24 protein-coding genes and 1 pseudogene are annotated in these 26,088 nt (G+C 37.3%); 8 read left to right on the top strand and 17 right to left on the bottom strand.

The features are described 5' to 3' along the window. Positions 1-5 precede the first annotated feature (5 nt). The 4 genes from whiG to flhF all read right to left on the bottom strand — a co-directional run bounded on the left by whiG (position 6) and on the right by flhF (position 3,865). Positions 6-794, bottom strand: coding sequence for an RNA polymerase sigma factor WhiG (gene whiG, locus DYQ05_RS02695; protein ID WP_020964368.1), 789 nt, complete (start codon positions 792-794; stop codon positions 6-8). A 32-nt stretch (positions 795-826) separates the two neighbouring features. Continuing rightward, positions 827-1,501, bottom strand: a complete 675-nt coding sequence (locus DYQ05_RS02690; RefSeq protein ID WP_206183788.1) for a hypothetical protein — start codon at positions 1,499-1,501, stop codon at positions 827-829. A gap of 102 nt (positions 1,502-1,603) precedes the next feature. Next, positions 1,604-2,500: a MinD/ParA family protein gene (locus DYQ05_RS02685; RefSeq protein ID WP_020964366.1), complete on the bottom strand. Its 897-nt coding sequence runs from the start codon at positions 2,498-2,500 to the stop codon at positions 1,604-1,606. A gap of 15 nt (positions 2,501-2,515) precedes the next feature. Then, positions 2,516-3,865, bottom strand: coding sequence for a flagellar biosynthesis GTPase FlhF (gene flhF / locus DYQ05_RS02680; RefSeq protein ID WP_029409994.1), 1,350 nt, complete (start codon positions 3,863-3,865; stop codon positions 2,516-2,518). Positions 3,866-4,040: 175 nt separating this feature from the next. Between flhF and DYQ05_RS02675 the strand changes: the two genes are divergently transcribed. Both DYQ05_RS02675 and DYQ05_RS02670 read left to right on the top strand, forming a co-directional pair. Beyond that, a complete protein-coding gene (locus DYQ05_RS02675; RefSeq protein ID WP_029409993.1) occupies positions 4,041-5,123 on the top strand; it encodes an MraY family glycosyltransferase in 1,083 nt (360 codons plus the stop codon). Positions 5,124-5,134: 11 nt separating this feature from the next. Then, positions 5,135-5,911, top strand: coding sequence for a CDP-alcohol phosphatidyltransferase family protein (locus DYQ05_RS02670; protein ID WP_020964363.1), 777 nt, complete (start codon positions 5,135-5,137; stop codon positions 5,909-5,911). Positions 5,912-6,120: 209 nt separating this feature from the next. On the opposite strand, the gene DYQ05_RS02665 is transcribed toward DYQ05_RS02670, so the two are convergent. Together DYQ05_RS02665 and DYQ05_RS02660 are read right to left on the bottom strand one after the other, a co-directional pair. Further along, a complete protein-coding gene (locus DYQ05_RS02665) occupies positions 6,121-7,110 on the bottom strand; it encodes a DUF5692 family protein (RefSeq protein ID WP_206183787.1) in 990 nt (329 codons plus the stop codon). 20 nt (positions 7,111-7,130) lie between these two features. Beyond that, positions 7,131-7,304, bottom strand: coding sequence for a hypothetical protein (locus tag DYQ05_RS02660; protein ID WP_206183786.1), 174 nt, complete (start codon positions 7,302-7,304; stop codon positions 7,131-7,133). Between the two features lie 93 nt (positions 7,305-7,397). Here DYQ05_RS02660 and DYQ05_RS02655 point away from each other — a divergent pair, with 93 nt between their 5' ends. The 3 genes from DYQ05_RS02655 to DYQ05_RS02645 all read left to right on the top strand — a co-directional run bounded on the left by DYQ05_RS02655 (position 7,398) and on the right by DYQ05_RS02645 (position 11,072). Then, positions 7,398-7,982 (top strand): DUF3793 family protein, encoded by a 585-nt coding sequence (locus tag DYQ05_RS02655; RefSeq protein ID WP_024467564.1) that lies wholly within the window; start codon positions 7,398-7,400, stop codon positions 7,980-7,982. A 30-nt stretch (positions 7,983-8,012) separates the two neighbouring features. Beyond that, complete coding sequence (locus DYQ05_RS02650; protein ID WP_020964359.1) at positions 8,013-8,438, top strand: flavodoxin; 426 nt, start codon at positions 8,013-8,015, stop codon at positions 8,436-8,438. Positions 8,439-8,681: 243 nt separating this feature from the next. Continuing rightward, a complete protein-coding gene (locus DYQ05_RS02645; RefSeq protein WP_206183785.1) occupies positions 8,682-11,072 on the top strand; it encodes an adenylate/guanylate cyclase domain-containing protein in 2,391 nt (796 codons plus the stop codon). 23 nt (positions 11,073-11,095) lie between these two features. On the opposite strand, the gene DYQ05_RS14445 is transcribed toward DYQ05_RS02645, so the two are convergent. From DYQ05_RS14445 to DYQ05_RS02630, 4 genes are read right to left on the bottom strand one after another with little or no spacing between them, the layout of a single operon-like run. After that, entirely contained in the window at positions 11,096-11,554 is a 459-nt protein-coding gene (locus DYQ05_RS14445) for a PD-(D/E)XK nuclease domain-containing protein (protein ID WP_353934587.1), read from the bottom strand. 43 nt (positions 11,555-11,597) lie between these two features. After that, complete coding sequence (locus tag DYQ05_RS02640; protein WP_353934586.1) at positions 11,598-12,692, bottom strand: ATP-binding protein; 1,095 nt, start codon at positions 12,690-12,692, stop codon at positions 11,598-11,600. Positions 12,693-12,738: 46 nt separating this feature from the next. After that, a complete protein-coding gene (gene dusB / locus DYQ05_RS02635) occupies positions 12,739-13,725 on the bottom strand; it encodes a tRNA dihydrouridine synthase DusB (protein WP_206183784.1) in 987 nt (328 codons plus the stop codon). A 14-nt stretch (positions 13,726-13,739) separates the two neighbouring features. Next, the gene (locus tag DYQ05_RS02630) at positions 13,740-14,513 is read right to left on the bottom strand and encodes a TatD family hydrolase (RefSeq protein ID WP_024468198.1); all 774 of its coding nucleotides are present in this window, start codon (positions 14,511-14,513) and stop codon (positions 13,740-13,742) included. Between the two features lie 201 nt (positions 14,514-14,714). Between DYQ05_RS02630 and DYQ05_RS02625 the strand changes: the two genes are divergently transcribed. Both DYQ05_RS02625 and DYQ05_RS02620 read left to right on the top strand, forming a co-directional pair. Further along, the gene (locus DYQ05_RS02625; protein ID WP_024469086.1) at positions 14,715-15,410 is read left to right on the top strand and encodes a lysoplasmalogenase family protein; all 696 of its coding nucleotides are present in this window, start codon (positions 14,715-14,717) and stop codon (positions 15,408-15,410) included. A gap of 543 nt (positions 15,411-15,953) precedes the next feature. Beyond that, a pseudogene (locus tag DYQ05_RS02620) lies at positions 15,954-18,046 on the top strand (methyl-accepting chemotaxis protein). Between the two features lie 142 nt (positions 18,047-18,188). Here DYQ05_RS02620 and DYQ05_RS02615 read toward each other — a convergent pair. The 4 genes from DYQ05_RS02615 to DYQ05_RS02600 all read right to left on the bottom strand — a co-directional run bounded on the left by DYQ05_RS02615 (position 18,189) and on the right by DYQ05_RS02600 (position 22,714). Next, a complete protein-coding gene (locus DYQ05_RS02615; protein ID WP_024469075.1) occupies positions 18,189-19,436 on the bottom strand; it encodes a flagellar hook-associated protein 3 in 1,248 nt (415 codons plus the stop codon). 76 nt (positions 19,437-19,512) lie between these two features. Further along, positions 19,513-21,384: a flagellar hook-associated protein FlgK gene (gene flgK, locus DYQ05_RS02610; RefSeq protein ID WP_206183783.1), complete on the bottom strand. Its 1,872-nt coding sequence runs from the start codon at positions 21,382-21,384 to the stop codon at positions 19,513-19,515. A gap of 15 nt (positions 21,385-21,399) precedes the next feature. Beyond that, entirely contained in the window at positions 21,400-21,894 is a 495-nt protein-coding gene (gene flgN, locus DYQ05_RS02605; RefSeq protein WP_024467405.1) for a flagellar export chaperone FlgN, read from the bottom strand. 274 nt (positions 21,895-22,168) lie between these two features. Continuing rightward, entirely contained in the window at positions 22,169-22,714 is a 546-nt protein-coding gene (locus DYQ05_RS02600) for a superoxide dismutase family protein (RefSeq protein ID WP_024465919.1), read from the bottom strand. Between the two features lie 326 nt (positions 22,715-23,040). On the opposite strand from DYQ05_RS02600, the gene DYQ05_RS02595 reads away from it, so the two are divergent. Further along, positions 23,041-23,505 carry a hypothetical protein gene (locus tag DYQ05_RS02595; RefSeq protein WP_206183782.1) on the top strand — a complete coding sequence of 155 codons (465 nt, stop codon included), beginning with the start codon at positions 23,041-23,043 and terminating at the stop codon, positions 23,503-23,505. A gap of 57 nt (positions 23,506-23,562) precedes the next feature. Here DYQ05_RS02595 and DYQ05_RS02590 read toward each other — a convergent pair whose 3' ends face one another. From DYQ05_RS02590 to DYQ05_RS02580, 3 genes are all read right to left on the bottom strand, one after another. Next, positions 23,563-24,417, bottom strand: a complete 855-nt coding sequence (locus DYQ05_RS02590; protein ID WP_206183781.1) for a transporter substrate-binding domain-containing protein — start codon at positions 24,415-24,417, stop codon at positions 23,563-23,565. Between the two features lie 16 nt (positions 24,418-24,433). Then, positions 24,434-25,246, bottom strand: a complete 813-nt coding sequence (locus DYQ05_RS02585; RefSeq protein WP_206183780.1) for an ABC transporter substrate-binding protein — start codon at positions 25,244-25,246, stop codon at positions 24,434-24,436. 136 nt (positions 25,247-25,382) lie between these two features. Next, positions 25,383-26,012, bottom strand: a complete 630-nt coding sequence (locus tag DYQ05_RS02580) for a 5-formyltetrahydrofolate cyclo-ligase (RefSeq protein ID WP_206183779.1) — start codon at positions 26,010-26,012, stop codon at positions 25,383-25,385. Positions 26,013-26,088: the final 76 nt, after the last annotated feature.

The following is a 26,088-nucleotide window of genomic DNA, read 5'->3' as shown; positions in this document are numbered from 1 at the left end:
GCCCCCTATTTTATTCCTTTGGTTACACCGGATAGTTTTGCCCTCAGTTTTATATTTGCACTTGAATGTATCTGTGAAACGCGGGATTCCGTAACGTGTAAAACTTCTCCTATTTCGCGCAATGTCATATCTTCATAGTAGTACATTATCAGAACTTTTTTTTCACGCTCAGGTAATTCTTTAATAGCATCGATTATAACACGTTTTATATCTTCACGTTCTACGATTACGTCCGGATTTAACGAAGCCGGAGCTTCTATAGTATCTCCTACGGAGCTTTCTTCGGAATCTTCGCTTGAAAAGCGTAAATCGGTTAATGAAATGACGCTTGTGGCGGATATTTTTAATAAAAGAGAATTATATTCTTCAATATCCATTCCCATTGCTGCGGCAATTTCCTCATTTGCGGCGGAACGGCCCAGTTTTGCTTCAATATCTGCAATGGTTTCTTCTATTTCGCGGGCTTTTTGGCGTACGGAGCGCGGTACCCAATCTATGGAGCGCAGCTCATCAAATATTGCTCCGCGTATTCTGTTTACGGCATAGGTATTGAATTTTACATTTTTATCCAAATCATATTTTTCAATTGCATCTAAAAGACCGAAAACGCCATAGCCTACCAAATCGTCAAATTCTACATTGACGGGCATACCTACGGCAATCTTGCCTGCAACATATTTTACCAGCGGAGCATATTTGAGTATAAAATATTCCCGTAAGCCGGGGTCGGAGGTTTTTCCGTATTTTTCCCAAAGTTCGTCTTCCGGTATATCATCGTAATTAATATTCGCCATTTCTCATACCTTTATATCACCATTCAATCCGATTAGGATTCCCGCTTTAATACGGTTCTTATTGCCTGTACCATTGTTTTGGTGTCCATATCGGAGCCGCTTAAATCGGTCGATATATTAAATCTTCCCGTACCTTCTTCTATAAAGTCCTGTCCCTGTCCGGTATCCGTTTGGGTTTCATCAGGGGTAAATTCCTGCAAATCGGGGAGCTCTTCCAGCCCGGAGGAGTCTTCCGAAACGGCCGGTTCGACGTTAAAGACCGAGTCCGTATTTTCCGCCGCTTTAAAAACGTTTTGCTCTTCGGTTTCTCCGTCAAGACCGTTTATCGTATCAATATCGCTGCCGAAATTATCGTCATTTGTCGGCAAGGTTTCGGTATTGTCCTGTTGTTCCGTCATAGATAAATCTTCGGTATCCGCAGGAGGTATAGGAGCCATATCTATCGGGTCATCAATACTTATGTTCAGTTTTTTTCCGGTCCCGTCATTTTGCGGAATATCCTTTGATATATGCGGTTGAAACAGTTCGGGCACAAAGCGCTCAAGAATTTCTCTTGCACCTAATGTAAAACCGCCGCTTATCAGCGATAAAACGATAGAGCGGATTAAAATGGAGGAAAATCGGACACCGCTTAATATTCCTATAATAAAAGAAAGAGCAAGAGCTGCGCCCGCAAATATTAAAGGAACCTTAAACTTTAAAAACATCCTTAAAACCTCCCCAATAAAATAATCGATTGTATAAATTTCAAACTTATTTTTATAGAATAGTCTAAAATCGTCATATAGTCAATACTTTAAACAGTTTGTTTACTCCCACTTTTTTCCGAAGATTTTTTGTAAAAATCCCGATAATCCCGAATATTCATTATAGTCTGTTTTTTCAAGTTTTGCAACTATATGCCGCAAACAGCTTGCCGCCTTGCTTTTAGGGGCATATATAAAAAACGGTTTTTGTTTTAAAACGGCTTGCTCCACGGCAGGGTCGTTGTATATAAATCCTAGATATTCGACCTTTAAATTAAGAAATTGTCCGGCAATTTGAATAAGCCGTTCGGCGATTTTTTTTCCTTCCAGAGCCGAATTTACCCTGTTTACAATCATTTTTAAAGTAAGATTGTAATTATTAACTTCCGTAGCAATTATTTTTATTATGCCGTAGGCGTCCGTTATTGCCGTGGGCTCCGAAGTGGTTACTATAACTACTTCATCGGCTGCGGCTACGAACCCCAATACATTTTTTGAAACCCCGGCGCTTGTATCGATAATTACTATATCGGCCTCGGCTAAGGCATACATTTCTTTTATAAAATCTTCGCGTTCGGTTTCTTCCATATTGGCAATTTTTGAAAAACCTGAGGCTCCCGCTACAAGTTTAACTCCGTAATCGGTATCCATAATAATATCCGACATTCGTTTTTGTTTTTTTATTACATGATAAAGATTGAATTTCGGAATTATATTCATCATTACGTTTACATTTGCAAGCCCCAAATCGGCGTCCACTACTATGACTTTTTTACCCATTTTTGCATAAGCTATACCCATATTAGTTGCAATATTGGTTTTTCCTACACCGCCTTTTCCGCTGGTTACGGCTATAATACGCGTCTTCCTCGGGGGAGGTATTTGTTCCTGATTGGTACCGCTCGGCTGCGATGTACGTTCTTTCATTAAAGTTTTTAAATTTTCCGCTTGGTCTTCCATTTTACCTCCGTTTATCTATTTCCACAAAATAGGAATCTCATCATTAAAATTTTCTTTAATATAGTTTTGATATCCGTTTTTAAGATTAAAGCCTTTCAGTTTTTTTAAAAAAACGGCTTTCGAAGCTCTTTCGATATCGTTGGGTACTTTTTGACCTGTAGTTATATAAGCTGCCGGAATATTATATTCCGATAAAATACTTATAATACTGCCCGTATTTGAAGTTTCATCGAGTTTGGTAATTATTAAACTTGAATATTTAAAGCCGCCGTATTGTTTCATTATTTCCCGTATATCGGCAGTTTTTGTTACTGCGCTTACGATTAAATGGGTTTCGGCGTTTTCTTTGTCTATTACTTCAAAATAGCTTTGCATTTTTAAAATATTTTCGGTATCGGTAGGGCTTCTTCCTGTAGTATCTATGCATATGACATCTGCGGAGTTTTTATACAAGCTCAAATACTTGTTTAAATCTCCGGGACTGTCGGCAATTGCAAGAGGAATTTTCATATGCTCGCAATATTTTTGTATTTGAAACGAAGCGCCTATTCTGTATTGGTCTAAGGTAATAACCCGAACTTCAAGAAATCTTCCCAATTTTTTTGAAACGGCCAGCACATGATAGGCTGCAAGTTTTGCAAGTGTTGTAGTTTTTCCTATACCGGTAGGGCCTACAAGCGAAATTACCTTACCCTTGACAATTTCACTTTCCTGTTTTATAAGTATGGAGTCCGCAATCCAACCTATAACTTTTTTTTGCAATACTTCAAAGTCGTCCAGCTCGTTTAAACTCAACTCATTGTTTATTTTTTCGCATAAGGAATAAATATATCCGTTTGTAAAATCATTTTCTTCAAGAATTTGAGTTATTTTTTTTATATTTTCATGCTCTGAAGAAAATCCCCGTTTTTCATTTATTTGTTCCGTAAGTTTTTTTACGGTTTCGGTGAGGCGGCGCAAATCATCATTTTGTAATAAAAAATCCGATTCTTTTTGATTTTCTTCCCGTTTTATAAACGGTGTTATTTTTTTTGCAATTTCTCCCGATTGAGAAGCTGCATGCTGCAAAATAACCATTCTTGCGGTTTTTTCATCGGGCGGAACAAAGGAGGGTGTATGTTTAACGTATGTGTCGGGAGTTTTTTGATGAGAATCTTCTTCTTTGTCCTCTTTGGCGGCTTTAGGAACAAAGGGTTTATTTTGAATGGTAAATACAAGCCGCACCGAATTTTTTCCGAGCCAGCCGCGTAAACCGCCGGCTTTACCGTTTTCTATTCGCGAGATAATAACATTAGGACCGTATTTTTCTTGTATTTTTTCGAGGCATTTTTCGTATGTTGCAGCTTCTTCAACCAATGCTTCCATCTGACTTTATTTAAACCACCCGTTCGTATTATATATCATTTTATGTAAATTTTCAATAGATAAAGAAATTTAAGAAATTGGAAAAAAATTACTGTATACAGCATTTCGGCTGTAATTATCGGCTTGATAATTTGTTATAATTAAGATATAATACTGTACTTAATCGGAGATTTGAATGCGCTTAAACCTTATTCAGTTTATTTTCTATATTATGCTTTTACCGTGCGGGATATCGGCGGCTCTTGTGTGTTCAATAATACGGTTTTCAAAAAAGCATAATCTGTACGATGAAACGGGCGGAAGGAAAATACACTCCGGAAAGATTTCACGGCTGGGAGGAATAGGGTTTACACTTGCTTTTTTGATTTCTTTTATTATTCTTCACTTCAGGTTTCCTCATTTCAGACTTTTACAATCCAATTTTATTTATATACCCTTTGCATCTACAATCATTTTTTTAATGGGTATTTTGGACGATATAAAAAATTCCAAGCCCGCTTTTAAGCTTTTTATTCAAAGTATCGCAGCCTTTTTGGTCTTATATGCCGGTTTCCGCTTTACTAAAATAAGTTTTGCACCGCTGGATATTCATATCAATTTAGGTTATATAGGTTATATTCTTACCTTTTTGTGGATAATAGGAATTACCAATGCAATGAATCTTATGGACGGAATAGACGGGCAGGCTGCAGGTCTCAGTATATCGCTTCTTATAAGTTACTCGGTTATTTTTTGTATCATAGGGGTAAATAATGCCATCGTGTATATGAATTTTCTTTTGGTTTTTGCTTTAATAGGTTTTTTATTTTTTAATTTAGCTATTCCGAATGCAAAAATTTTTATGGGGGATTGCGGCTCGCAGTTTTTAGGATTTACGGTTGCAGTTTTACCGTTATTGCATCAAAAAGACAAAATCGAAACAATTTCAATTCATTTTGCGGCAATGTTTTTAATGCTGCCTATTTTTGATACGGTTGCGGCAATTTGGAGGCGGGTACGTGAAAAACGACCTATAGGCGACGGAGATAAGTATCATATTCATCATAAATTAATGCTTATGGGGTTTTCTTCCCGTAAGGCCTTGGCCGTATTTATGCTTTTTCAAACTATAATAAGCGTTTTTGTTACGATAGCGGTTTTGGCCAGAGGAGGCGTTGCGTTGTTTATTCTTTTGGGCTTAATTTTGGCAGGCTCGCTATTTTTTGCATTGATACACTATAAGAAAGAAAAAATAATTATGGAAAAAAAGGTTGATTAATTTTATATAGTATGGAAAGAAAAATAGGGAAAGCGGTTTTATTTTTTTGGCTTTTTCAATGTTCGGCTATTTTTGCCGTTTATAAGGCCTTTAACACGGACAGTGAGGTTTTCAGTAATTTTTTAATTCACATAAGTTTGTGGCACGGGATTTTATTGCTTTTTTTGGTATTACATAAATCGGAATTTGCAAATATCAATAATCAAATTTCCTCCGAAAAAATAAACATAGCCAATCTTATAACGCTTTGCCGGATAAGCTCCGTTCCGCTGATTGCATTTTTATTAAAACATCATCAAATACCGGGAGTATTAACGGTTTTATCGGTCGTATTGATTATTATTTTTTTTACGGATTTATTTGACGGGTTAATTGCCCGTAAAATGAATCAGGAAACGGGAATAGGTAAAATGCTTGATTCTATGAGCGACTATTCTCTTTTAGGCCTTGTTTCGATAGTGTATTTTCAGCTCGGATTACTGCCGCGCTGGTTTTTTTATTTAATTATTATACGGTTAATGTTTCAATCCCTGGGTATGGCTTTTTTTATGCTTTTAAGATTTCCTATGGAAGTAAAGTCTACTTACGGGGGTAAGATTACTATTGCCGCAACTATGATTTTATATGCGGTTAAACTTTTGCAGTTTTTTATTCCCGCATCGGAAATTTTGGAAAATATTTTGATGACGGCGGAATATAGCTGCGGAATTATTATATTTGTATTTTTATTTGAAAAAGTATATATTTTTTATAAACATTACGTACATTATAAAACCCAAAAAAACTGAATATTTTTATAGGCTTTAAATAAGAGCTTATTTTTTAAATTTGCTTAATTCTGTATTAATCTTCGAATTTACCGAGGGTATTTGTGCAAAGTTCGGGAAAATGCACGGCTCGGCTTCAGCCGGTATCAAAACCTTTTTTCAAGGGGCCGGCATAGAGAATAAAAAAGCATCTATCTTACGGGATAGATGCTTTTTGAGCTTCTCTTAATTTAAGTTAAAGCGGCTAAAGCCTTTACTTCTTTATATTTTGCCGAATCGCAGTAAAGCTCGCCGGTATACGGGTTTTTCTTTGTTTTTATAATTTTATAAAGCATATAGCCGAAAACCGCAATGTTTGCAATTAGGGCAACAAGGCTTACCGCAAAGTAAATTTCGGGTTTATATGTGGAGTCCGCTCTAAACATACTGTTGTCTTGAAATGCCGGGAAAGTTTGAGCGAACATACACCATATTGCCAAAGTATGAGCTCTGTGTTGAAGCCATGCCCCCTTTCCTATGGTAAAAGAGCAAATTGTCGGAGCTAAAAGTAAGGCAAATCCGCAATACCACGCATGATGCGGCAAGCAGTTATATGTATAAGCAAAATTCCATAAGTCATAAGCTACAATCCAAAACCATAGCATATCAGGCCAAAGCATATCCTTACTTTTGTCGCATGGAGTTTCTTTCCGTAAACAAATACCCAGCCAGCCCGTTATTGTGATGATATTTAAAAATCCCGCAGCGGCATTCATAAAATTCCAAGAACCGCCCATAAGTTTAAAAACGGTATTCGTTGTGCCGTGTTCTACCAACTCCGTAATTACCTTGTAAGTCATACCGACTTCGATATCGCGGAAGCAGGCTTCTAAAATATTGATTGCTAAAATCAAAGGCGGAAAGCACAAAGCTATCTTATTTTCGCTAAGCCTCCATTCCGAGCCGTCTTTCCGTTTTCCCTTTAAATGACGGATAAGCCAAAATCCGATACAGCCTGCAGTCGCCGAATAAACTTTGGCAAGGTGGAACCAGTCGGTATATGACTGACCTTTTAATATCGTAAACCAAAGAACCGTTAAAATTATCGGCAGAAAAAAGAAAGAGGCAAACCCTATTTTTTTAAACCTGCGCGTAATTTCGTTTAAGCCGAATAATGCGGCAAAGACGCATAGCCATACGGTCCACATCAATAATGGACTTGTTCCGTGAAATGTAAACATAATTTCATTCCTTTTTATTTTTAATTTTCTTCATTGTTTTCTTCATCTTCAAATAAAAGAATTTCTTTAATTTGAAATTCTCTGCCCGTAACTAAAGCAGCCTCCTCCGAGCCGCAAATCGGGCATTTGCGGTTATTTTTTAGGTACTCGTATACCTTGCCGCAGGCGTCTGTAATGAATAATATGAAAAACAATCTTTTATGTAACGGACTGATAAGATTTTTTATGTTATAAAAAAAGTGTTTTCAATAGTTGACATAATTTGTAAAATATGGTTAAATATGTTTATGTTCGCCGTTTCTAACATAGAGGAAAATTTAGCGTATTGCTGTGCTCCCTGTTTTGCCGGAGTAAAACCGGCAAACCTTGTTTCCGTTCCTGCGGAAACCTATACTCAGATTTCTTTGCTTGATGAAGAGTTTTTAAATGCTAAAGGATTTTATTTAAAAGTTTTGTGTGAATGTGAAAAACGTGTTCAAATTTTTTTGTATAATAAATACGCTTTAGAGCAAATTTTTCTTCAAAGCGATATTAAAAATGCTCTTAAATTTTTCGGTTATCCCGAATATTTTTCTTTAAAACAATTGCTGGAAATACTCGCTCTTAAAATGAACCGCTTGCAGCGGCTTGAACCGTGTAAAAAGCGTAAATCGTTTCCGCATGAAATAGGATTATTCTTAGGATATCCGGTTTACGATGTTATGGAGTATTATAAAAACGGCGGAGAAGGCTGTATTTTTTCAGGGTATTGGAAGGTATATGCCGATGCGGAAAGAGCCGCAAAAATTTTTAATCAATATAATGAATGCAAAAAGCATTTTGCTTTGCAGATAGAAAAAGGTTTAAGTCTCTACGATTTGTTGAGTGCTTAACTTTAAAAATTTACCTATTAGGAGGTTTTTATGGCAAAAATTGCTGTTATTTATTGGAGCGGAACGGGAAACACCCAGGCTATGGCTGAATCTATTATGGAAGGCTTAAAAGCCGGAGGAGCGGACGCTTCATTATTTACCGTTTCGGAATTCGGGTCAAAGAGTATTGACGATTATGACAAAATTGCTTTAGGCTGTCCTGCAATGGGCGCGGAAGAGCTTGAGCCGGATGAATTCGAGCCGTTCTATTCATCGATTGAAGATAAATTAAGCGGAAAGAAAATCGCTCTTTTCGGTTCGTATGAATGGGCGGACGGAGAATGGATGCAAACTTGGCAGCAGAGAGCCAAGGGCAAGGGTGCCGACTTGTTTGAAGAAGGCTTAACCGTATACGATGCTCCGGATGATGCCGCAAAAGAAAAATGCAAGGCCTTCGGAGAAAGGTTTGCAAAATAAATTTCAGCTTGAATTAACCGCCGGAAATGTAATCCGGCGGTTTTTGCTATGCGGTAAAAATGAAAATTCTTTTAGAGCTTCTCTTCCTGCTGACAATTCTTTAACTATATGATATAATAAGCTCATCGAAACGGATACAAAGATAAAAATCGGAAAACTCACAATGATTTAAACTTAATATTATTCCGCTACTTACTATTCCGGCTCTTTGTTTTAAATTTTAATTATTTATAGGATAAAAAAATGACCAAACCCGTATTTGAACAAATTAAAAAAAACTGGAAAAGAATTACCTTATTTCCTCATACGTCAAAAATAATTTTACTTGTAATTCTTGCGACTCTTATGCTTCTTCCTTTCAGTATGGATAAAATGGATTTATTTATCCCTGAAAATTCTTCCGTTCTTCTTTACCCTCTTACGGTTTTATTTTCGGGAACATTGCAAGGAGAAATTAACTTTTTTTACATAACCTGTTTTTCTTTTTTTCTTTTACCTGTAGCATTTATTGTAATTTTTGTATCTATTTTTCAAAAAAAGATAAGCGGAAAAATTATTTATATTATTTCGTTTGTATGCGCTACGTTTTATCTTGCCGCCTCCGTTTCGGGAATGGTTTCGTTTGCAAACACACCGCGTTGGTTTTATGCTCTGGATTTACGGGTATATTCGGCATTTTTTATCAATCTTATTTTTCATATTTTTTTAATTGCCAGAGGGATAATTTTTATTAAAGCAAAGAATGAATTGCATTCGGAATATAAGAGTATTTTGCTTGAAGAAGAAAAAAAAGAACGGGATTTGCTAAAAAGAGCAATAGCGCGGTTTAAAACGGAAAAAAATAAAAATAAAGAAAAGGGTAAAAATAAAGATACGGAAAAAGCCTTAAAAATAGATATCTTATTAAAGAAATATACGAAAAAATTTAAAAACGTTAAAAGAAAGTCGCATATAAAAACGAAAATTATAATTGTTATTATTTTTACTATAACCGTTATTCTTTCCACTTTTATATATACCGATTTAATAAATTACAAAGCTCTTCTTACACAAACGGTAAATAATACGGGCAAAAATCTTGCCGAGCAGGTTGCGGCAATTTATGATTTTTCCGACGGGCTGCATGCAAAGATAAGCGCCTTTCTTGAGGGTATTAAAAAAACCAACCTATCTTCTCCTTTCCCGTGGCATAGAGTAGATATTATAACTACAAACAGTAAAACGCATTTTTTTCTTGAAAATATAGATTCTTTTACGGAGTTGCCGGATTTTAATGTATTTTCTTACACGACTGCGGCGGGCAGGGTTCGGGAAATTCCTGCCGAAGAAAAGCGTATTACCGCAGAAGATGCGGCTTTTTATATAGAGCATTTTCGAAACGAACAGACTAAAAGCGAGCCTATACGGAATGCGGAAAAAGGCACGTATCTTTATGTTTATCCCGTTACATTTTCACGGAAGGACGGACAAAGATTGGTAGGGTTTTCGGTTGTTACATACTTGCAGGAAATACTGGACCGACCGTATTTTCAAGCTAAAGTTTTTGTGTGTTCGCTTTCGGCGGTTTTCTTTTATGCTTCAATAATAATTACTCTGTTTCTTGCAGACTTTATTGCAGACCCGGTTATTTTTCTTTGCGGGAGTGTCAGAAAAACTGCAAATATTCTCAGCGAAATGCTTTCAGGCAGTGCAAAGATAGAAGCCGATAGACTTATTTTTAACGAAAAAGTTGCCACTCATGATGAAGTAAAAAATCTTTCCGTGGAAATAAAAAACATAGTTTCTCTTGTACGGGGAATATTACCGTATGTTTCGTTCCATACTTTACAAAATGCCGAAAAACATTTAAACCGTCAAAGTACTACGCGTGATTTATGTTTTTTGTTTACGGATATACGCGGGTTTACAAACCTTTGCGAAACGTTACCTCCGAAAGAAGTTATTCCTATTTTAAACCGTTACTTGGATATAGAAACGAAAATTATTTTCGATAACGGCGGAGATGTGGATAAATATGTAGGAGATGCAATGATGGCATTTTTTTCAGGACCGAAAAAAGAAATAAATGCCTGTAAAGCTGCAATGGAAATACGTAAGGCAATCCGCAAAGAGCAGCAGGCGTCGCTTACGGAAGGCTCTCCTCTTATTTCGATAGGTATAGGAATTAATTCAGGGCCCGTAGTATTCGGTTCTATAGGCTCGAAAACGCGAAAAGATTTTACATCGATAGGAGACACTGTAAACCTTGCTTCGCGTCTTGAAGGTGCAAACAAAGAGTACGGCTCAAAATCCATAATTTCGGAAGCCGTATACGAAAATTTGAATGATACTTTTATTTGCCGTGAGCTTGATTATGTAACGGTAAAGGGAAAGACGGAGCCCGTGCGTATTTTTGAGATTCTTCAATCGGCGGAACTTACTACGGAAAAGCTGCACGATTTAAAACGGCTTTTTGAAACGGGACTTTCTTATTACCGTAAAAAACATTGGAAAACGGCGGAAAAATATTTTTTAACCTGTAAGGAAAAGTATAATGATACACCGTCTAAGGTATTTTTAAAAAGAATTGCCCATTACCAAGTAAGTCCTCCCAAGGCAGGCTGGAAAGGTGTTTTTGTAATGAGCGGAAAATAAAACGGAAAAAAGCGCCGGAAAACTTAGGCTGATTCCATTTTCCATTCGCCTAAGTTTTCTTTTTTTTCATCAAAGGCTACACCTATAAGTTTTATACTTTTATTTTTTGCCCTATACTTTTCGCCGTAACCCCTTTCTTTTATTTGCTCCAAAGCCTCTTCCGCACTTCCTTTTTCTAAAAGTTTTATTTCAAATACATACACGCTCTCCTCCGTTTCCACTATACAGTCAGCTCTTCCTTTTAAACTGTGCACTTCCGTTTGCGTATACTGCCCCATAAGCGTAAAAACAAGATACAAGGCTATATGATAGTCCCTTTCCCTCATTTCCGAATTCGTTTTATCCGCACAGCTGTAAGGCAGCCCTGATATAACGGCCGTTAAACGCCTCATAAACTCTTCCACATTACCGCTTTCAATATCTTCTACAAACCTTCCTACAAAAAATTCTCCCACCGCTTTTTTACTTAAATATTCGGGCAAAAGATTTTCTAAAAACGCATACTTTACCTCTTCATTCGGAAACTTAAGCGAAAAGGAGCGGAAGCGGGGATTGTATTCTTTTAATGTTAAATATCCCGCTTGAAATAAAAATCGGTATAGGGTTTTCAAGTTTAGGCTCGCTGTTCCGTAAATAATCCAATGAAACGCTTTCAGTGTTATCCAAGGTTCGAATATCGAAATTCCCTTGCTTTAAAAGATTTATTAAAAAAGTCGGGGTTCCTGTTTGGTACCAATAATTTTCAATTTCTTCCGCCGATAAACAACTTAACAAACTGAAAGGATTGTATAAATGTCTTCCGTTTTTTGAAAATCTGTAACCGTCATAATGAGTTTTTAACTCAAGCATTGCTTCATCAAACTTTAGGTTGTTTTTTTCAGCGAGTTTTTTTATTTCAGGGGTAAAAGTGTTTTTCAGTTCTTCTTCGGTAATGCCGCAAATTTCCGCAAAACCGTCATCGGTGCTTATGTTGATAAACTGGTTCATATCGCTGAAAATACTTAATCGCGAAAACTGGCTTACTCCCGTTAAAAATACAAAGCGTAAATGTCCGTCGCTTGCCTTTAACACTCCGTAAAAACCTTTTAAAATATTTCGGTATTTTTCGTTTAATTCGGCATTTATATACTGTGTGGAAAGAAGGGGTTTATCATATTCGTCTACAAGCACTACTACTTTTTTACCGGTTTTGGAATGAAGAGAGGATATTATAAATTTAAATCTGTCTTCGGGGGCTTCATTTGTTTTCGGAATAGCGAATGTATTTTCAAAATCCGATAAGTGTGAGTTAATAATTTCAAAAATCGCTTTTTCACTTGAATAATCTTTTGAGCTGAAATCAAAACGCAAGACAGGATATTCCTGCCAAGGCTCTTTTTGGGACGCTTCATATTCGGCAATTTTTAACCCTGTAAACAATTCTTTTTTGCCTGAAAAATAGGCTTCCATTGTTGAAAGTAAGAGGCTTTTTCCGAAGCGGCGCGGCCGGCTTAAAAAATAGGGCTTACCGAAGGTTACCAGCTTCCAGATAAATTCCGTTTTATCAACGTAAAGATAGCCGCTTGTTATGAGGTCTTCAAAATTTTGTATGCCTATGGGCAGTTTGCGCAAGGGTTCCATAATTAAAGTATAACATAAAAAACTATTATAGACAATGATAAATTTTCTATTGTAAAATCTCCTTGTATTCACGTATACTGTTTGCGGTAACCAGTTTTTCGCGCAACTGCGAACCGTTAGGAATTCCTTTTGTATAAGCCGAAAAACGTTTACGCATTTCGCGGCAACCGCGTTCTTCTCCCTTTTCATTACATAAAAGCAGGAGCTCTTTAAAGCCGGTTTTCAGTTTTTCTTCAAACGCAATTTCCGTGTAAGAGCCTTCAGTTAAAAGTTTTTTTGTTTGTGTAAAAATAAAAGGGTTTCCCATTGCACCTCTTGCAAACATAACTCCGGCACAACCTGTAGTTTCGAGCATAGCTTTTGCGTCTTCGGGAGAAAATAAATCACCCGACCCGAACACTGGGATTTTATATGCTGCGGCAAACTGTGTAAGTTTCGCAATCAGATTCCAATCGGCCTTGCCCGAATAAACTTGAGTACGTGTTCTTGGGTGAATAGTAAGAAGTTTTGCTCCCGCTTCAATGGCGGCTTGAGCGGCTTCTTTCCAGTTTAAATTTTCGCAGGTAAATCCTGAGCGTATTTTAAGAGTTACAGGTATCTTATACGGTTCCATAGCATTGCTTACGGCTTTTACGATTTTATACAAAAGAGGAATATCGTTCATCAATGCGGAGCCTGCTCCCGTTTTTGTAATTTTTGCCATAGGACAGCCCGAATTTATATCGATACACTCGGGAGAATATTTTTCGGCAATAATTACAGCGGTTTTTGCCATAAATTCCGGATTTGAACCGAAAATTTGGACTGCATAGGCCTTTTCATTTTCGGCACGGGCAATTAAAGCGTCCGTTTTTTCGGAATTCCGCACAAGAGCTTCGGAGGAAACCATTTCGGTATATGTAAAATCCGCTCCGCATTCCGTACAAATGGAGCGGAAGGGTCTGTCGGAATAGCCTGCAACCGGAGCTAAAAATATATTTCCGGATAAAAAAAGCCCGCCTATTCGGACGGGCTTATAAAGAGTTTGTCTCATTTATTATCCCCGGGTTATTCCGGCAGGCGGAATAATTTACAACTGTTTTTCCAAAGTTGTGCGGCAAGTTTTTCTATATCCATTTCAAGCATTTCCGCCATAAATTTAACGGTTTCTACGGTATTGCACGGCATATTTCTTTGTCCGCGAAAAACCGAAGGCGGCATAAACGGACTTTCGGATTCCACTACAATTCTGTCCAAAGGGAGCGATAAAACCGTATCATGCAGATTACGCGCATTACGGTACGTTAGATTGCCTGCAAACGAAAAATAAAGCGGTAATCTAAGGGCTTTTTTTGCATATACTTCATCTTCGGAATAGCAATGTAAAACTCCGCCCGCCTTGGGAAGTCTTTCTTTTAAAATATCAAGTAAGTCTTTTCCGGCTTCTCTGTTATGAATAATTACAGGGACGTCGGCTTTTGCGGCAATATCAAGCTGTTTTATAAAAAGCTCTATTTGAGAACGTTTATCTCCGTATTTTTTACAATAATCAAGACCCGTTTCGCCTAAGGCTACAACATTGGGCAGTTTTAAACTTTCTTCTATGGTTCTTTCCCAATCCTTACCCGGGGAAGTTACTTCCGACGGAGATACGCCTACGGCATGATAAACCGAAGGAGAAAACCTGAGAGTTTCATAAACTTGAGTAAAGTCGTGTAAACTGTTGCATATACTTATAATTCTTGTTACACCGCCCTGACGGGCTTCCTGTACAACACGTAATTGCTCAAGCGGGTCAGGATATATTAAACCGATATGAGCATGAGTATCAAAAATTTGCATCTTATTCTTCCATATTAAAAATTGATAAATTTACTTTTAGTAAAGTAAATTATTTTTTTACTTACTACAGAATAGCACAGAAACGGGTAATCGTCAACTTAAATTTTAAAATATCTTGCTTTTTTACGTATTTAGGTATATTATTAAGTTAAATTTGAAGAAAGTTAGTTGTAAAAACACTTTCTACTTTAAGGAGGCTTTATGTATAGTCAAATGTTTAACGGTTGGTGTATTGCAGCTTTTGCAATATTTACGGGAGTTTCTATTATCCATCTTATAAGATGTTGGCAGCAAAAAGAAGGGCAGGCGGATATAAGTAAATTTATGTTAATGCCCGCTCTTTTCTTATTTGTTGCGGCATTTATAGGCTTTAATCCCGGTGCAGTTTCGGTCTTACACGTTTTAATACTTGCAGCCCTTGTTTTAAGTTTTTTTGGAGATTGGACACTTATTTTCGATTTGGAAAAGGCGATATTTGCCTTGGGAATGCTGTTTTTTTTAACGGCTCACCTTTGTTACATTACCTTTGCTTCAATTAAACTTGCCGGCGGCTTCCCTTTAATTGCAGGCTTATGTGTCGCCCCGGTTTATATTTTAGGTTTAATTTATGCATATTTAAGAATGAGAAAAGCTATAAAGGGAATGATAAAAATTATTATGTTTTATAGTTTTATTCTTTGTATAATGAGCTGGCTTTTTATAATTTTAGCAATTTCATCTCCATCGGCGGCAACTGTTTTAGCGGCTTTCGGAGGTATTCTTTTTGTTATCTCGGATACAATGCTGTGTTATCGGAAATTTATGGGCGTTATTGTAAAGGGAAGATTTTTTGTAATGCTGACTTATATTTTAGCACAGGTTTTGATAAGTATCGGCTCGCTTGGAATGATTAACTGATTGAGGCGTTTTTACGTTCGTTTTTGCCTGATTATTTAAAAATATCTTAAAGGAGTTTAAGATACCTTTATTCAGTTTTAGGCGGGTAGGGTATCCTGCTCCTTTGGGATAGCATTATCCTGCCGATAAGATTAGATAATTATGAATTTATTTATCGTAAGTATAAAAGTATCCGATTAACTCTTGCATATTTTCTAAAAGTAATGTAAAATATCTCCATAATGAGTGAAAAAAGTACTATTGACATAAATGCAAAAATAATTATAATATCCCCCCCCCCCCCCCATGGGAAATTACCGGGCAGGCTCGGAGGGGTTACAATTTTTAACAGCCGCTGCTGCCCGTGCGGTTATTAAGATAATAAATGCCAATCTGAAAATTATTCAATCCGAAATAAAAGATTTTTATCGCAATAAAGCTTTTGTTTATTTCAATTTTGTACGAAATAAGCAGAAGTTTTTTTATTATACCTTATTTGATAAAACGAATTATCGCTTTACTGTAATTCATATCATAAAATAATCGGTTAAAAGGAGTTATAAAATGAAAAGTCGTTTTTCCATTAAAACTAAACTATTGATTATCTTCGGTTTATTGGTTGCCGTATCAATCTTGGTATTGGGGCTTTTAACTATGCAGCTTGCAAAAAAAGCCGTTACGGAAAAGGTGGAAACTCACCTTATAGATAAGGCGACGGATACGGCGGAAATTATTGACGGACGGATAACGGCTATATTCCAATTTTTGGAAGGTGTTGTACGAGCTCCTATATTTAGAAATTCGGATGTTTCTTACAAAGAAAAAGCTGTTTATTTAAAAAAAGAGGCTGCATTTAATAATATAATTCAAAAAATGGATTTATGTGATATAAACGGTATCAGGTATATGGAAAACGGACAAACGATTAAAATTTCCGATAAAGATTTTTTTCGCAGATCCGTTAATGGAGAAAATTTTGTTTCGGAACCGTTTACTGCACGTCAAGACGGTTCTTTCATAATTGTATTTGCTGTTCCAATTTATGATGATAATCATATTGTTACAGGCTGTCTTCTCGCAAGTCTTGATGCAAAATGGCTTACGAACATTATCGATGATATTACCATAGGGCAAACGGGATACTGTGATATACTGGGGTTAACCGGAACTACTATTGCCTCTAAAGATTTCAGCCTTGTAGAAAGGATGGAGAACATAATCAAAATGTCTGAAGAAGATAGAACTCTTGCATCTGTTTCAGCTTTTGAGAAAATGGCTATAGATAATGATAAGCCTTCAATAGATTTTTATGAATATAATGGTATTAAGAAAATAGCTTCCTATGCAAAAATAAAAACAACCGGTTGGACGGTTATTATTTCCGCGCCGGTATATGAATTTATGGGGGCAATAAATACCTTGCGTTTTATGATGATTGTTCTCGGTATCGGCATTTTACTGATTGCCTTAATCATTGTCTTTTTTACCTCTCATTCTATGGTAAAACCTATTACAAAAGTTGTTACGGCATTAAAAGACATCTCTCAAGGCGAAGGCGATTTAACGGTGCGCCTGCCTCTTCACGGTAACGACGAAATCACAGACCTTTCCCAATACTTTAATAAAACTATAGAAAAAATAAGCTCTTCAATTAAATCCGTAGGAGAAAATTCCTGTGCTATGCAGTCCATCGGTTCCGAGCTTTCCTCCAATATGACCGAAACGGCAAGCTCCATAAACCAGATAAGCGCTAACATCGACGGGGTAAAACAGCAAACTATGAGCCAGGCGGCAAGCGTTACCGAAACCGCCGCTACCGTCGAGCAGATTATCCGCACCATAAAGCAGCTTAATAACAGTATTGAAACCCCAGCCGCTTCGGTAGCTCAGTCTTCCTCTTCCGTTGAACAAATGGTTGCAAACCTAGCTTCCATTACTCAAACACTTGAAAAAAGCGACGGCATCATTAAAGAGCTTGCGGCAGCTACCGCAGACGGTAAAGAAACTCTTTCCTCTTCGAACACCGTTACTCAAAAGATTGCTGAAGAATCGGGCTCCCTTATGGAGGCTTCAAGCGTTATTCAGCACATTGCAAGCCAAACTAACCTTTTAGCTATGAATGCGGCGATAGAAGCTGCTCATGCGGGAGATGCGGGAAAGGGTTTTGCGGTTGTAGCGGACGAAATTAGAAAGCTTGCGGAGGAATCCTCGACTCAGGGGAAAACCATTACTTCAACATTAAAACTCTTTCAAATGAAATTGAAACCCTTTCAGAGGCTTCAAAAACCGTAGAAGAAAAATTTAATGCAATTTTTTCGTTAGCGGAAAATGTAAAGGAAATGAGTAATCGCATTATGGATGCTATGAGGGAACAGGAGCATGGAAGTAGGGAGGTGTTAAAAGCAATACGCAATATAAATGAGGTAACTGTGGAAGTAAAGGCGGGTTCCGAAGAGATGCTTAAAGGAGGGGAAGGGGTAGCCGATGAGATGAATAAACTTGACGGGTTAACCCGCACTATAACGGACAGTATGAACGAGATGGCTTCGGGGGCAATACAGATAAACAATGCGGTACAGGAAGTAAATGAGATTACTCAAAAGAATAAGATGAGTATTGAAGCCTTGGCTAAAGAGGTCGGCAAATTTAAGGTATGATTTTTAAATAATACCGATATCTATGCCGTATATAAAAAATAAAGCATAAGCTGCCGGTACTGTTGCAGCTTATGCTTTTTTCTGTAAACCGCTTTTTGCCGTTTTTCTTATTTGTTTTAAGTCTTCCCGGCCGCTTCTTTATTTATCTTAAATAATTTAAAAGAGAATCTTTGTAAAGCCTTCCCAATACGCTTAAAGATGCTTGATGGGTATGTTCAAACATTTTTAAGTTGGTAATGGCCTCGGTTATGTCCAAGTCGGCTTCACGTGATTCCGCTGCGGTTACGTTAAGCTGAACGGTGCTTAAACGGGCAAGCGTTGTTTCCGCACGGGCATATTGCGAACCCGTTTCCGCCATACGCGTAGTTAAATTATGAATGCCTCCGTCTATACTGCCGAGAATTTTTCCGCCTAAAGATTCCTGGTCGCCTGAAAGAAGGGCGTTCCGCATTGCTATTACCGCATCGAATAAGGAGCCTCCCGATACGCGTACGGAATTGGCTAAATTATAAGGGGGCCGCTGTTCGGCTTTTATAAGCCCCAAGTCCGACAAAACCGTGCCGTTTTCTCCGTCTCTAAGCCAAAGCTGTCTTGCATCGGTTGTAGCTAAATTTAAACCGCTTGTAACGGGGTCAAGGGAAGCCTTAACGGCAGCTCCCGAATCGTTTATTTTAGAAATTATTGCATAGACATTATCGCCTGCAATTAAAGGAATTTTTACTCCGTCAACTTCTATTTCGGTATCTTCTTTTACCGTAAAATTTCTTGCATCTGTTTCCGAAAGGAGATTTTGTTTTTCAGCCCAAAAGATTCTATTCCCTGCATGGTCCGCGCGCATAAAAGAAAGCTCATCGGTTTCCACTTCTTTTGAATCAACCGTTCCGTTATAACGCACTTGGGTTATCATTGCGGAACCGCCTCCGTCTACATCGCCCATTACAACTTCAAAGGGTTCCGTAAAACTTTTTGTCCCGCTGAAAATCCTCACTCCGTCGGAGTTGACCGCATTTCCGTTTTGTACAAGCTCTTTTAAAAGTTCATCCGCTTCGCTTGCCATATCTTTTAAATCTTCGGGGGTATATGTTCCGTTTGCCGCCTGAACGGAAAGCTCTCTTAATCTTTGCATAACCTGTAAGGAGTTATTCATATATGTTTCGGAAGCCATATATTGGTCGCGCAAGGTTTGCGTATTTTTTTCAAACCGTTCAAGCCTTGTAAGAAACGATTTATACCTAACCGAATGACCTGCCGCTATAGGGTCATCTCTAAGCTGCTGAATGCGTCTTTGCGATTGCAGTTGATTATTCAAATTATGAAGTCTCGATTCCTGATTCCTCATAGAAAAATTACTGTCAGTGTGCTGAATATTTGTACTTATTCTTTTCATCATAATTTACTCCTAAATTGTTTATCATAAAACCTTTTTATAAAAAATATCAAATTCCGAAAAGGTTTGTAAACGTAAATTATACGCCCATTCTATTTATAACCGTATCCAGCATTTCGTTTGCGACGGAAATAAATCTTGCCGAAGCATTGTATCCGTGCTGAAACTTAATAATATCCGATAATTCTTCATCTATGTTTACGCCGGAAACGGAATCTCGCATATCGTGAAGTTCTTTAACTATTGCCGTTTGCGTGTTAAGCATCATTTCGGCTTGTTCGCCCTTTAATCCTATTTCGGTAACCGTATCGGCAAAAAATTCATCGAAGGTTTTGGAATTGCCTACCATAACCGGAGTGTTTCTAATTGCCGCAATTGCTAAGGCCGCACGGTTATCCCCCGGATATGCGGTGCCTTCAGGGCCCCTATAACCTGCCGCAATATTTTGTATATCGCTTTTTATTACGGGATTCATTTCAAGCCAGCCGGAGGGGTGAGCAATCGGAGAAACCGCAAACTGAGCCCCGTCCAAGACATCAACGGCATTTGCCCTTCCCCAGTCATAAGCGCCTTCCTCTCCGCTTGCGGAAAGTACTCCGGAATAACCTGCTAAAAATCTTCCCGAATCTTCAATATGCCTAATAACAAAATCTGGATTTTCTTTATTTAAAGAAGTCGTGCCTTTTAAAACAAGCTTATTATTTTGGTCCAAGTATGAAACCACCTCCGCGCCGGAGCGGTTAATACGCTCTATCAATTCCGAAACCATATCCGTAGATTTATAAGGAATTTGTACAGTTCCTTCACCGGAGGAAAGGGTAAGAGTTCCTTCAAGGCCGATTTGCTCGCGCGGGTCTAAGGTGTTTTTTCCCGTTATTCTGAATATATAAGAAGAGTCGTATTCTCCGTCGCCGTTTGCATCAAAGTTGCCCAAAGTATTATTTATAAAATATTGCTCCTTAAAAAAATCTATTCCGGTTTTTCCGTTGGGAGTCATAGCATTGCGGTGTACATCATTTACCAAATCTACAAAGTTCATAGCCATAGTATCCAGTTTACGGATTTCATCTCGGATATCCGTATCGCGGAGTTCTATCAAAGCGGCAAGTTTTCCGGCTTCAAAGTGAGCAAGATTACCGGAATCCGACCACACAACATCGGCATAATTATCGTTCCCGATTGAAGCCTTTAAATCGAAGGTTCTATGAGTAGACCCTTGAACAATTTCCAAACCCGCCGTGTGAATTACATAAGTTTCATCTTCGTCCCTCTTGTCTACGGAAATATCGATTAAATTTGACAGTTTTTCCGTAAGAACATCTCGTTTATCCATTAAATCGTTCGGGTTATCTCCCATTGCTTTTACTTTTACGATTTCTTCGTTAAGAGCTGCAATCCTTCCGGTTAAATCATTTACTTGCTTAACCGTAGCTTCTATATCTCCGTGAACCATATCGCGTATTTCCTGCAATGCCCTGTATTGATGATGAATGGAATCGGTAAGCGTTTCGCTCCGTGTACGCACCACTTGGCGGGCTGCGTCCGATTCGGGATAAAGCGAAAGCTCTTGCCATGCTTCCCAAAATTGGTCCATACGGGTGCGTACGGAAATATCTTCAGGTTCATTATGAACTTGTTCTAAAAGCGTTAAATATGAATCCCTTGTTTGCCAATAGCCCAACTCGTCCGTAGAAGCTACTATACGCTGGTCTAAAAGTTCGTCCCTAAGCCTTGTAATGGAACCTATTGTAACGCCTTGTCCTATTTGCCCGGGAGTTTCCGCACGGGATAAGTCCGGCCGGTAAATAGGCTCAAAAGCGTCAAGGTTTACCCTTTGACGTGTATATCCCGGTGTAGATGAATTTGAAATATTATGACCTGCCGTTTGTGTAGACTGCCTGTGAGCAAATAAACTTCTTTTTCCCAATTCTATTGAAGCAAATGTTGACATATTTTCCTCCGTTTTTTAAAGAGTTTCGTTTAAAACCAAACTCGTCATATCGGCATTAACATGTTTTCCGGTACGCGTATAGCATTTTCCGTTCCGTTCTTCGGAAATAATATTTATAACGCCCTGTACCAAAGATTGAGCATGTGTAATATAACTTGAAAAAACCTCGTTTTCTATTTTTGAAGAGGCAAGTTTTTCTTTTAATGTTTTATAAAGGGTATTTAAAGCGGTTTTGTCGGCTTCGTTAAGACTTTTTGTAAAGGCAAAAAAATCTATCTCATCTTCACCGAAAACGCCTTCTTCGACAAGGGTGTAAAGCTCCTTATCCAAGGCTTTAAACTCCTTTGAAAGTTTATCCAAAGAACGTAAGCACTTTTCGCTTTCAAGCCAATCGCGCTCCAAAACATTTTTATACATATCTTTTTGAAGCAAATAAATTTTTTCTACCGACTCTATTTGTTTTTTTAAAATACAGGCGGTTTGTTCCGCTATGCTAAGTTTTTTATTCATAAAAGAATACTCCTCTACCTTAGCATTATCGGCATTTTAATTTTCAGCTTTAGGAGAAAAGAGGTTATAATGTCTGATTATATAATATCTTCCGATATTCCGCAATTTTCATTAAGGAAAAGTGCTGCAATTACCGTTAGGGAATATTAAAAAAGGTCATATTCAAAATTTACATATTTGAATATGACCTTTAAAGGTTATGCAATATGTTTTGCAAAAAAAATCTTTTATGTTATAAAATATAAGCATAAAAGTTTTTACTGCACAATTAAAATTATTTTATAAGGCCGCAAACCATTCTTGCACCGCCGCCGCCTAAAGGAGCCGGGTGATCGCTATGATTATCTCCGCCTACATGAATCATTAAAGAATGACCTTTTAATTCTTTAATGGTTTTAATTTTAGGAGCTAAAACCGGATAAGTAGCGTTTCCGTCCTTATCAACGTATAAAGCGGGCAAATCTCCTTTGTGCCCCTTGTCGTCCCACGGGAAAGAATGTTTGTTGGTTTTTTTAGGGTCCCAGTGTCCTCCGGCCTTTGTTCCCAGTCCTTTTTCCGTAGCACCGCAATCGCAGTTTTCATGAACATGGAAACCGTGCAAGCCGCTTTCCAAGCCCTTTAAGTTCGGAAAAAATGCAACACCGTATTTTGTTTCCACAGCTACAATTTCACCCACTTCAACATCACCGTTTTCCGTAAGAAGAAACATAGTTATCACTAAATGTTTGGGCTCCGATTTGGGATCGTAATGCATATGCCCCTCATGCGCAAAAAGCATAGAGGCAAGCAATACGAAACAAAAAATCATAATTTTTTTCATATCCAATTCTCCTTATAAATATAAGATATTATAATAAACGTACTGAAAAATATTCCAATAGTCAATATTTGTTGTATAATTTTTGTAAATTAAGGTAAAAAATTTGTAAAAATCGCCGATTTCAGGTAAATTCGGTAAAAATACAGCCTATGCTCTTGTCAAAATTAAAAGTTGCGCTATAATAAAAAGGCTTTTAATTTTGACAAAAATTTTATTCATTTGAAAACCCTATCTTAAATAACAGGATAGCACAGGGATAAAGTAATGTTTAAATTAAAACGAGTTAAAAATTCTGCAAAAAGATTGCAGACAAGGAGAGTACTGTCATGGAACGAAAAAATATGGTTTCCTTTTTCGGAATGCTGATTTTTCTAATCGGTATTATAATGTTAACTTCAACCTGCTCGCAAACAAAAAAATTCCAGGGAGTATGGGAATTAAGAAAGGTAACTATTTATGGTAATGGTATGCGGGAAAAAGAAAAAACCTATCCTGAGGGTGATCATCATGAATATAATTGCTTTACAAAAAATAATATTATGTATCTAGCTGCTAAAAAGGGCGGCGTTCTTAAAAAAAGTAAGCCCATACCTTATACTGTTGACGGAGATAAACTGCTGATAGGTGGAGCAGAAAACAGTACGTTTATAATAAAAGGAACAACGGCGACAACTACAGCGGAGCTTTATGAAAAAGGCAAAAAGTTTAAAGTTGTTTCCGTTTTTGAAAAAGTAAAATCTCCGACGGTTAGCGAAATAAAAAAAGCTCCGGAAGATTACGAATTAAAATAAATATATAAATTCGATTTTAAACGGGGTTTATTGCCGGCTAAAATAAACCCCGTTTTATTATCTTCCTATAAGCGATATATTTGAGCCGAACCATTTTTTTGATGCACGTTCAAAAAAATCGGTTTTTGCCATATCTTTAAGCACCGATTCTACAGCATTTTTAAGAGCAATATCTCCCAAACGAAATGCTATTACGCACTCATCTGCGGAAAGAGCTTCGGGAATTATTCTATACGGCCTTCGGTTTTTGTTTATTATGGAGTCTACGACAAGTACATCATGAGCAACTCCGTCTACCTGCCCCAACTCCATTGCTATCAGGGCATCGCTTGATGTAGGATATAAAGCTACGTTTATAGGTACTCCGTACTTTATGCTAAGCGTTTCCAATGCGGAACGCATGGAAGAGCCGTCCTGCATTCCTATAGTTTTATTTTTTAAATCTTTAAGCGTTTTATACGGGCTTTTTTCCATTACCGTAATTATGGTTGCGGTTTTTATATACGGCATAGATAAGGTATACGCCTTTGCCCTGTCCGCCGTATAAGAAAAACAACTCCAAATGCAATCTATCTCGCCGGTTCTTAAAAGTTCATCTTTTTTTGCCCAGTCTATATTTTTAAACACGGGCTTTACTCCCATTCTGGAGCATGTTTCTTTTATAAGATCAATATCATAACCGTTTATTTCCTGAGAAAGAAGACTTATTTGACAAAAAGGCGGTAAATTATACTCAAGTCCTATAATCAATTCTTTTTTTACTAAAATCCTTGCAAGAGAAATGTCGTAATTTTTTCCTCTTAATTTTTGTCTTACAGCCCTGGTTTTAGCTGAACATGACTGGCAAAACAAAAGCGCGACAAACAATACAATACATAAAATAAGCGATTTATCGCTTTTGCCGTTTTTCATATATGTTCTCATAATATTATTTTCCTATAATTATAACATTAGAGCCGAACCATTTACGCGATATCTTTTCAAGGACTCCTTTTTCTTCAAGTTCAAGTAAAACCTCGTTGATTTCGTCTTTTAAAGATACGGCACCTTTTTTAAAGGCAAAAACATAAGAATCGGAGGCAAGACAGTTTTCCAATATTTCATATCTATTACCTTCCCGATTTATCAAATAGGCGACCGAACAAAAATCGGTTATACAGGCATCTACACCTCTATCCTTTAAATCGGAAAAGGCCTGCATTATAGTGCTATATGTTTTTATTGTTTTTACAGTATCTTTTAAATACGCATTTAAAATATCCATTCCGAGGGCTCCCTTTTGAGCTCCTACGGTTTTATTCTTTAGGTCTTCAAGCGTTTTGATATTTTCGCCGGCTCTTACAACAATAACTTGCGCATTTTTAAAGTAAGGCATTGAAAATTCCACTATTTTTTCACGTTCGGGAGTAGCCGAAAATCCGCTTGCAATACAGTCTATCTTATCAGCAGTTAAAAAATTGAATTTTTCAGTCCAGTCCATACCTACAAATTCAATATCTATATCCATAAAATCGGCAACGGCGGTTAATATGTCCAAGTCAAAACCTTGCAAACCTCCTCTGCCGTCAGAAAAACATAAAGGAGGATAATTGGACGCAACGCCGACCCTTAATTTGCCGTCAACAAGAACCTTTGCTAAAGAAATATCATCTGAAAACAAGTCTTTATCGTTTTTATTTTTTCGGCATGAAACAAATAGAGATATTAAAAGGCAAATTAAAACAAGATTTCTTATTTTCATTTATTCTCCATATATTAAAACACAATGTGTTATATGTTCAATATAACACATAATATGCCGCTTGTAAAGCCGCTTATTTTCCCATACTTTTCAATATGCTTGATAAAATCGTTAAATAAAAAGCGGTAAGCCTTATTTATAACTCTTCGGTTAAAACGGAATTTACAAAATAATCGAATTCTTCCATAGGTATTCCGTCCGTAATCTGTCCCGAAAAACAAATTCCTATAAGGGCAACGGAATTTTTATCTACGCATTGAAACAGTTTTTTAAAAAAACGGTCATAAAAACCGCCGCCCCTTCCCAGCCTTTCCCCTTTTTTTCCGAAAGCTCTGCCGGGAACCAAAATTATCAGCGGCAATATATCTCCGTTTATTTCCGAAGTATTGCCGTTTGTATAAAAAATCGGTTCGGCTTTTTCCGAAGGTTCCAAGATACCGAAACAGCCTTTAATTACGGGTTCAATATTTCCGTTTACAAAATTTACTTTTTTAAAAATTAAATCCTTACCCGTAACTACCGGAAGAGCTATTGTTTTTCCGTCCGAAAATGCTCGGTTTAATAATCCGAGTGTGGGGAATTCTTCTTTTAAAGGATAATAAGCCAGTATCGTTTTTGCCTTCTCATAGCAGGGAATTTTATTTAAAAATTTTTTGCAATAATTTACGTCTTTTTGCAAGTTTTCAGCTCTTTGTATTGCTGTTTTGCCTTCAGGGCTTAAAAAATATTCTTTTATTGCAAGACGAATTTCAGCTTTTTTATCCATAAATCATCTTCTGTAAATCAACAATAAAAACCTGTTTTCCATATTGTTCCGTCCGGGATTTTTCATATCAGCTGCA

Source organism: Treponema pedis, assembly GCF_017161325.1.
Classification (GTDB): Bacteria; Spirochaetota; Spirochaetia; order Treponematales; family Treponemataceae; genus Treponema_B; species Treponema_B pedis.
The sequence above is the reverse complement of the archived record's forward strand: the minus strand, read 5'-3'. Positions and strand labels throughout refer to the sequence as shown.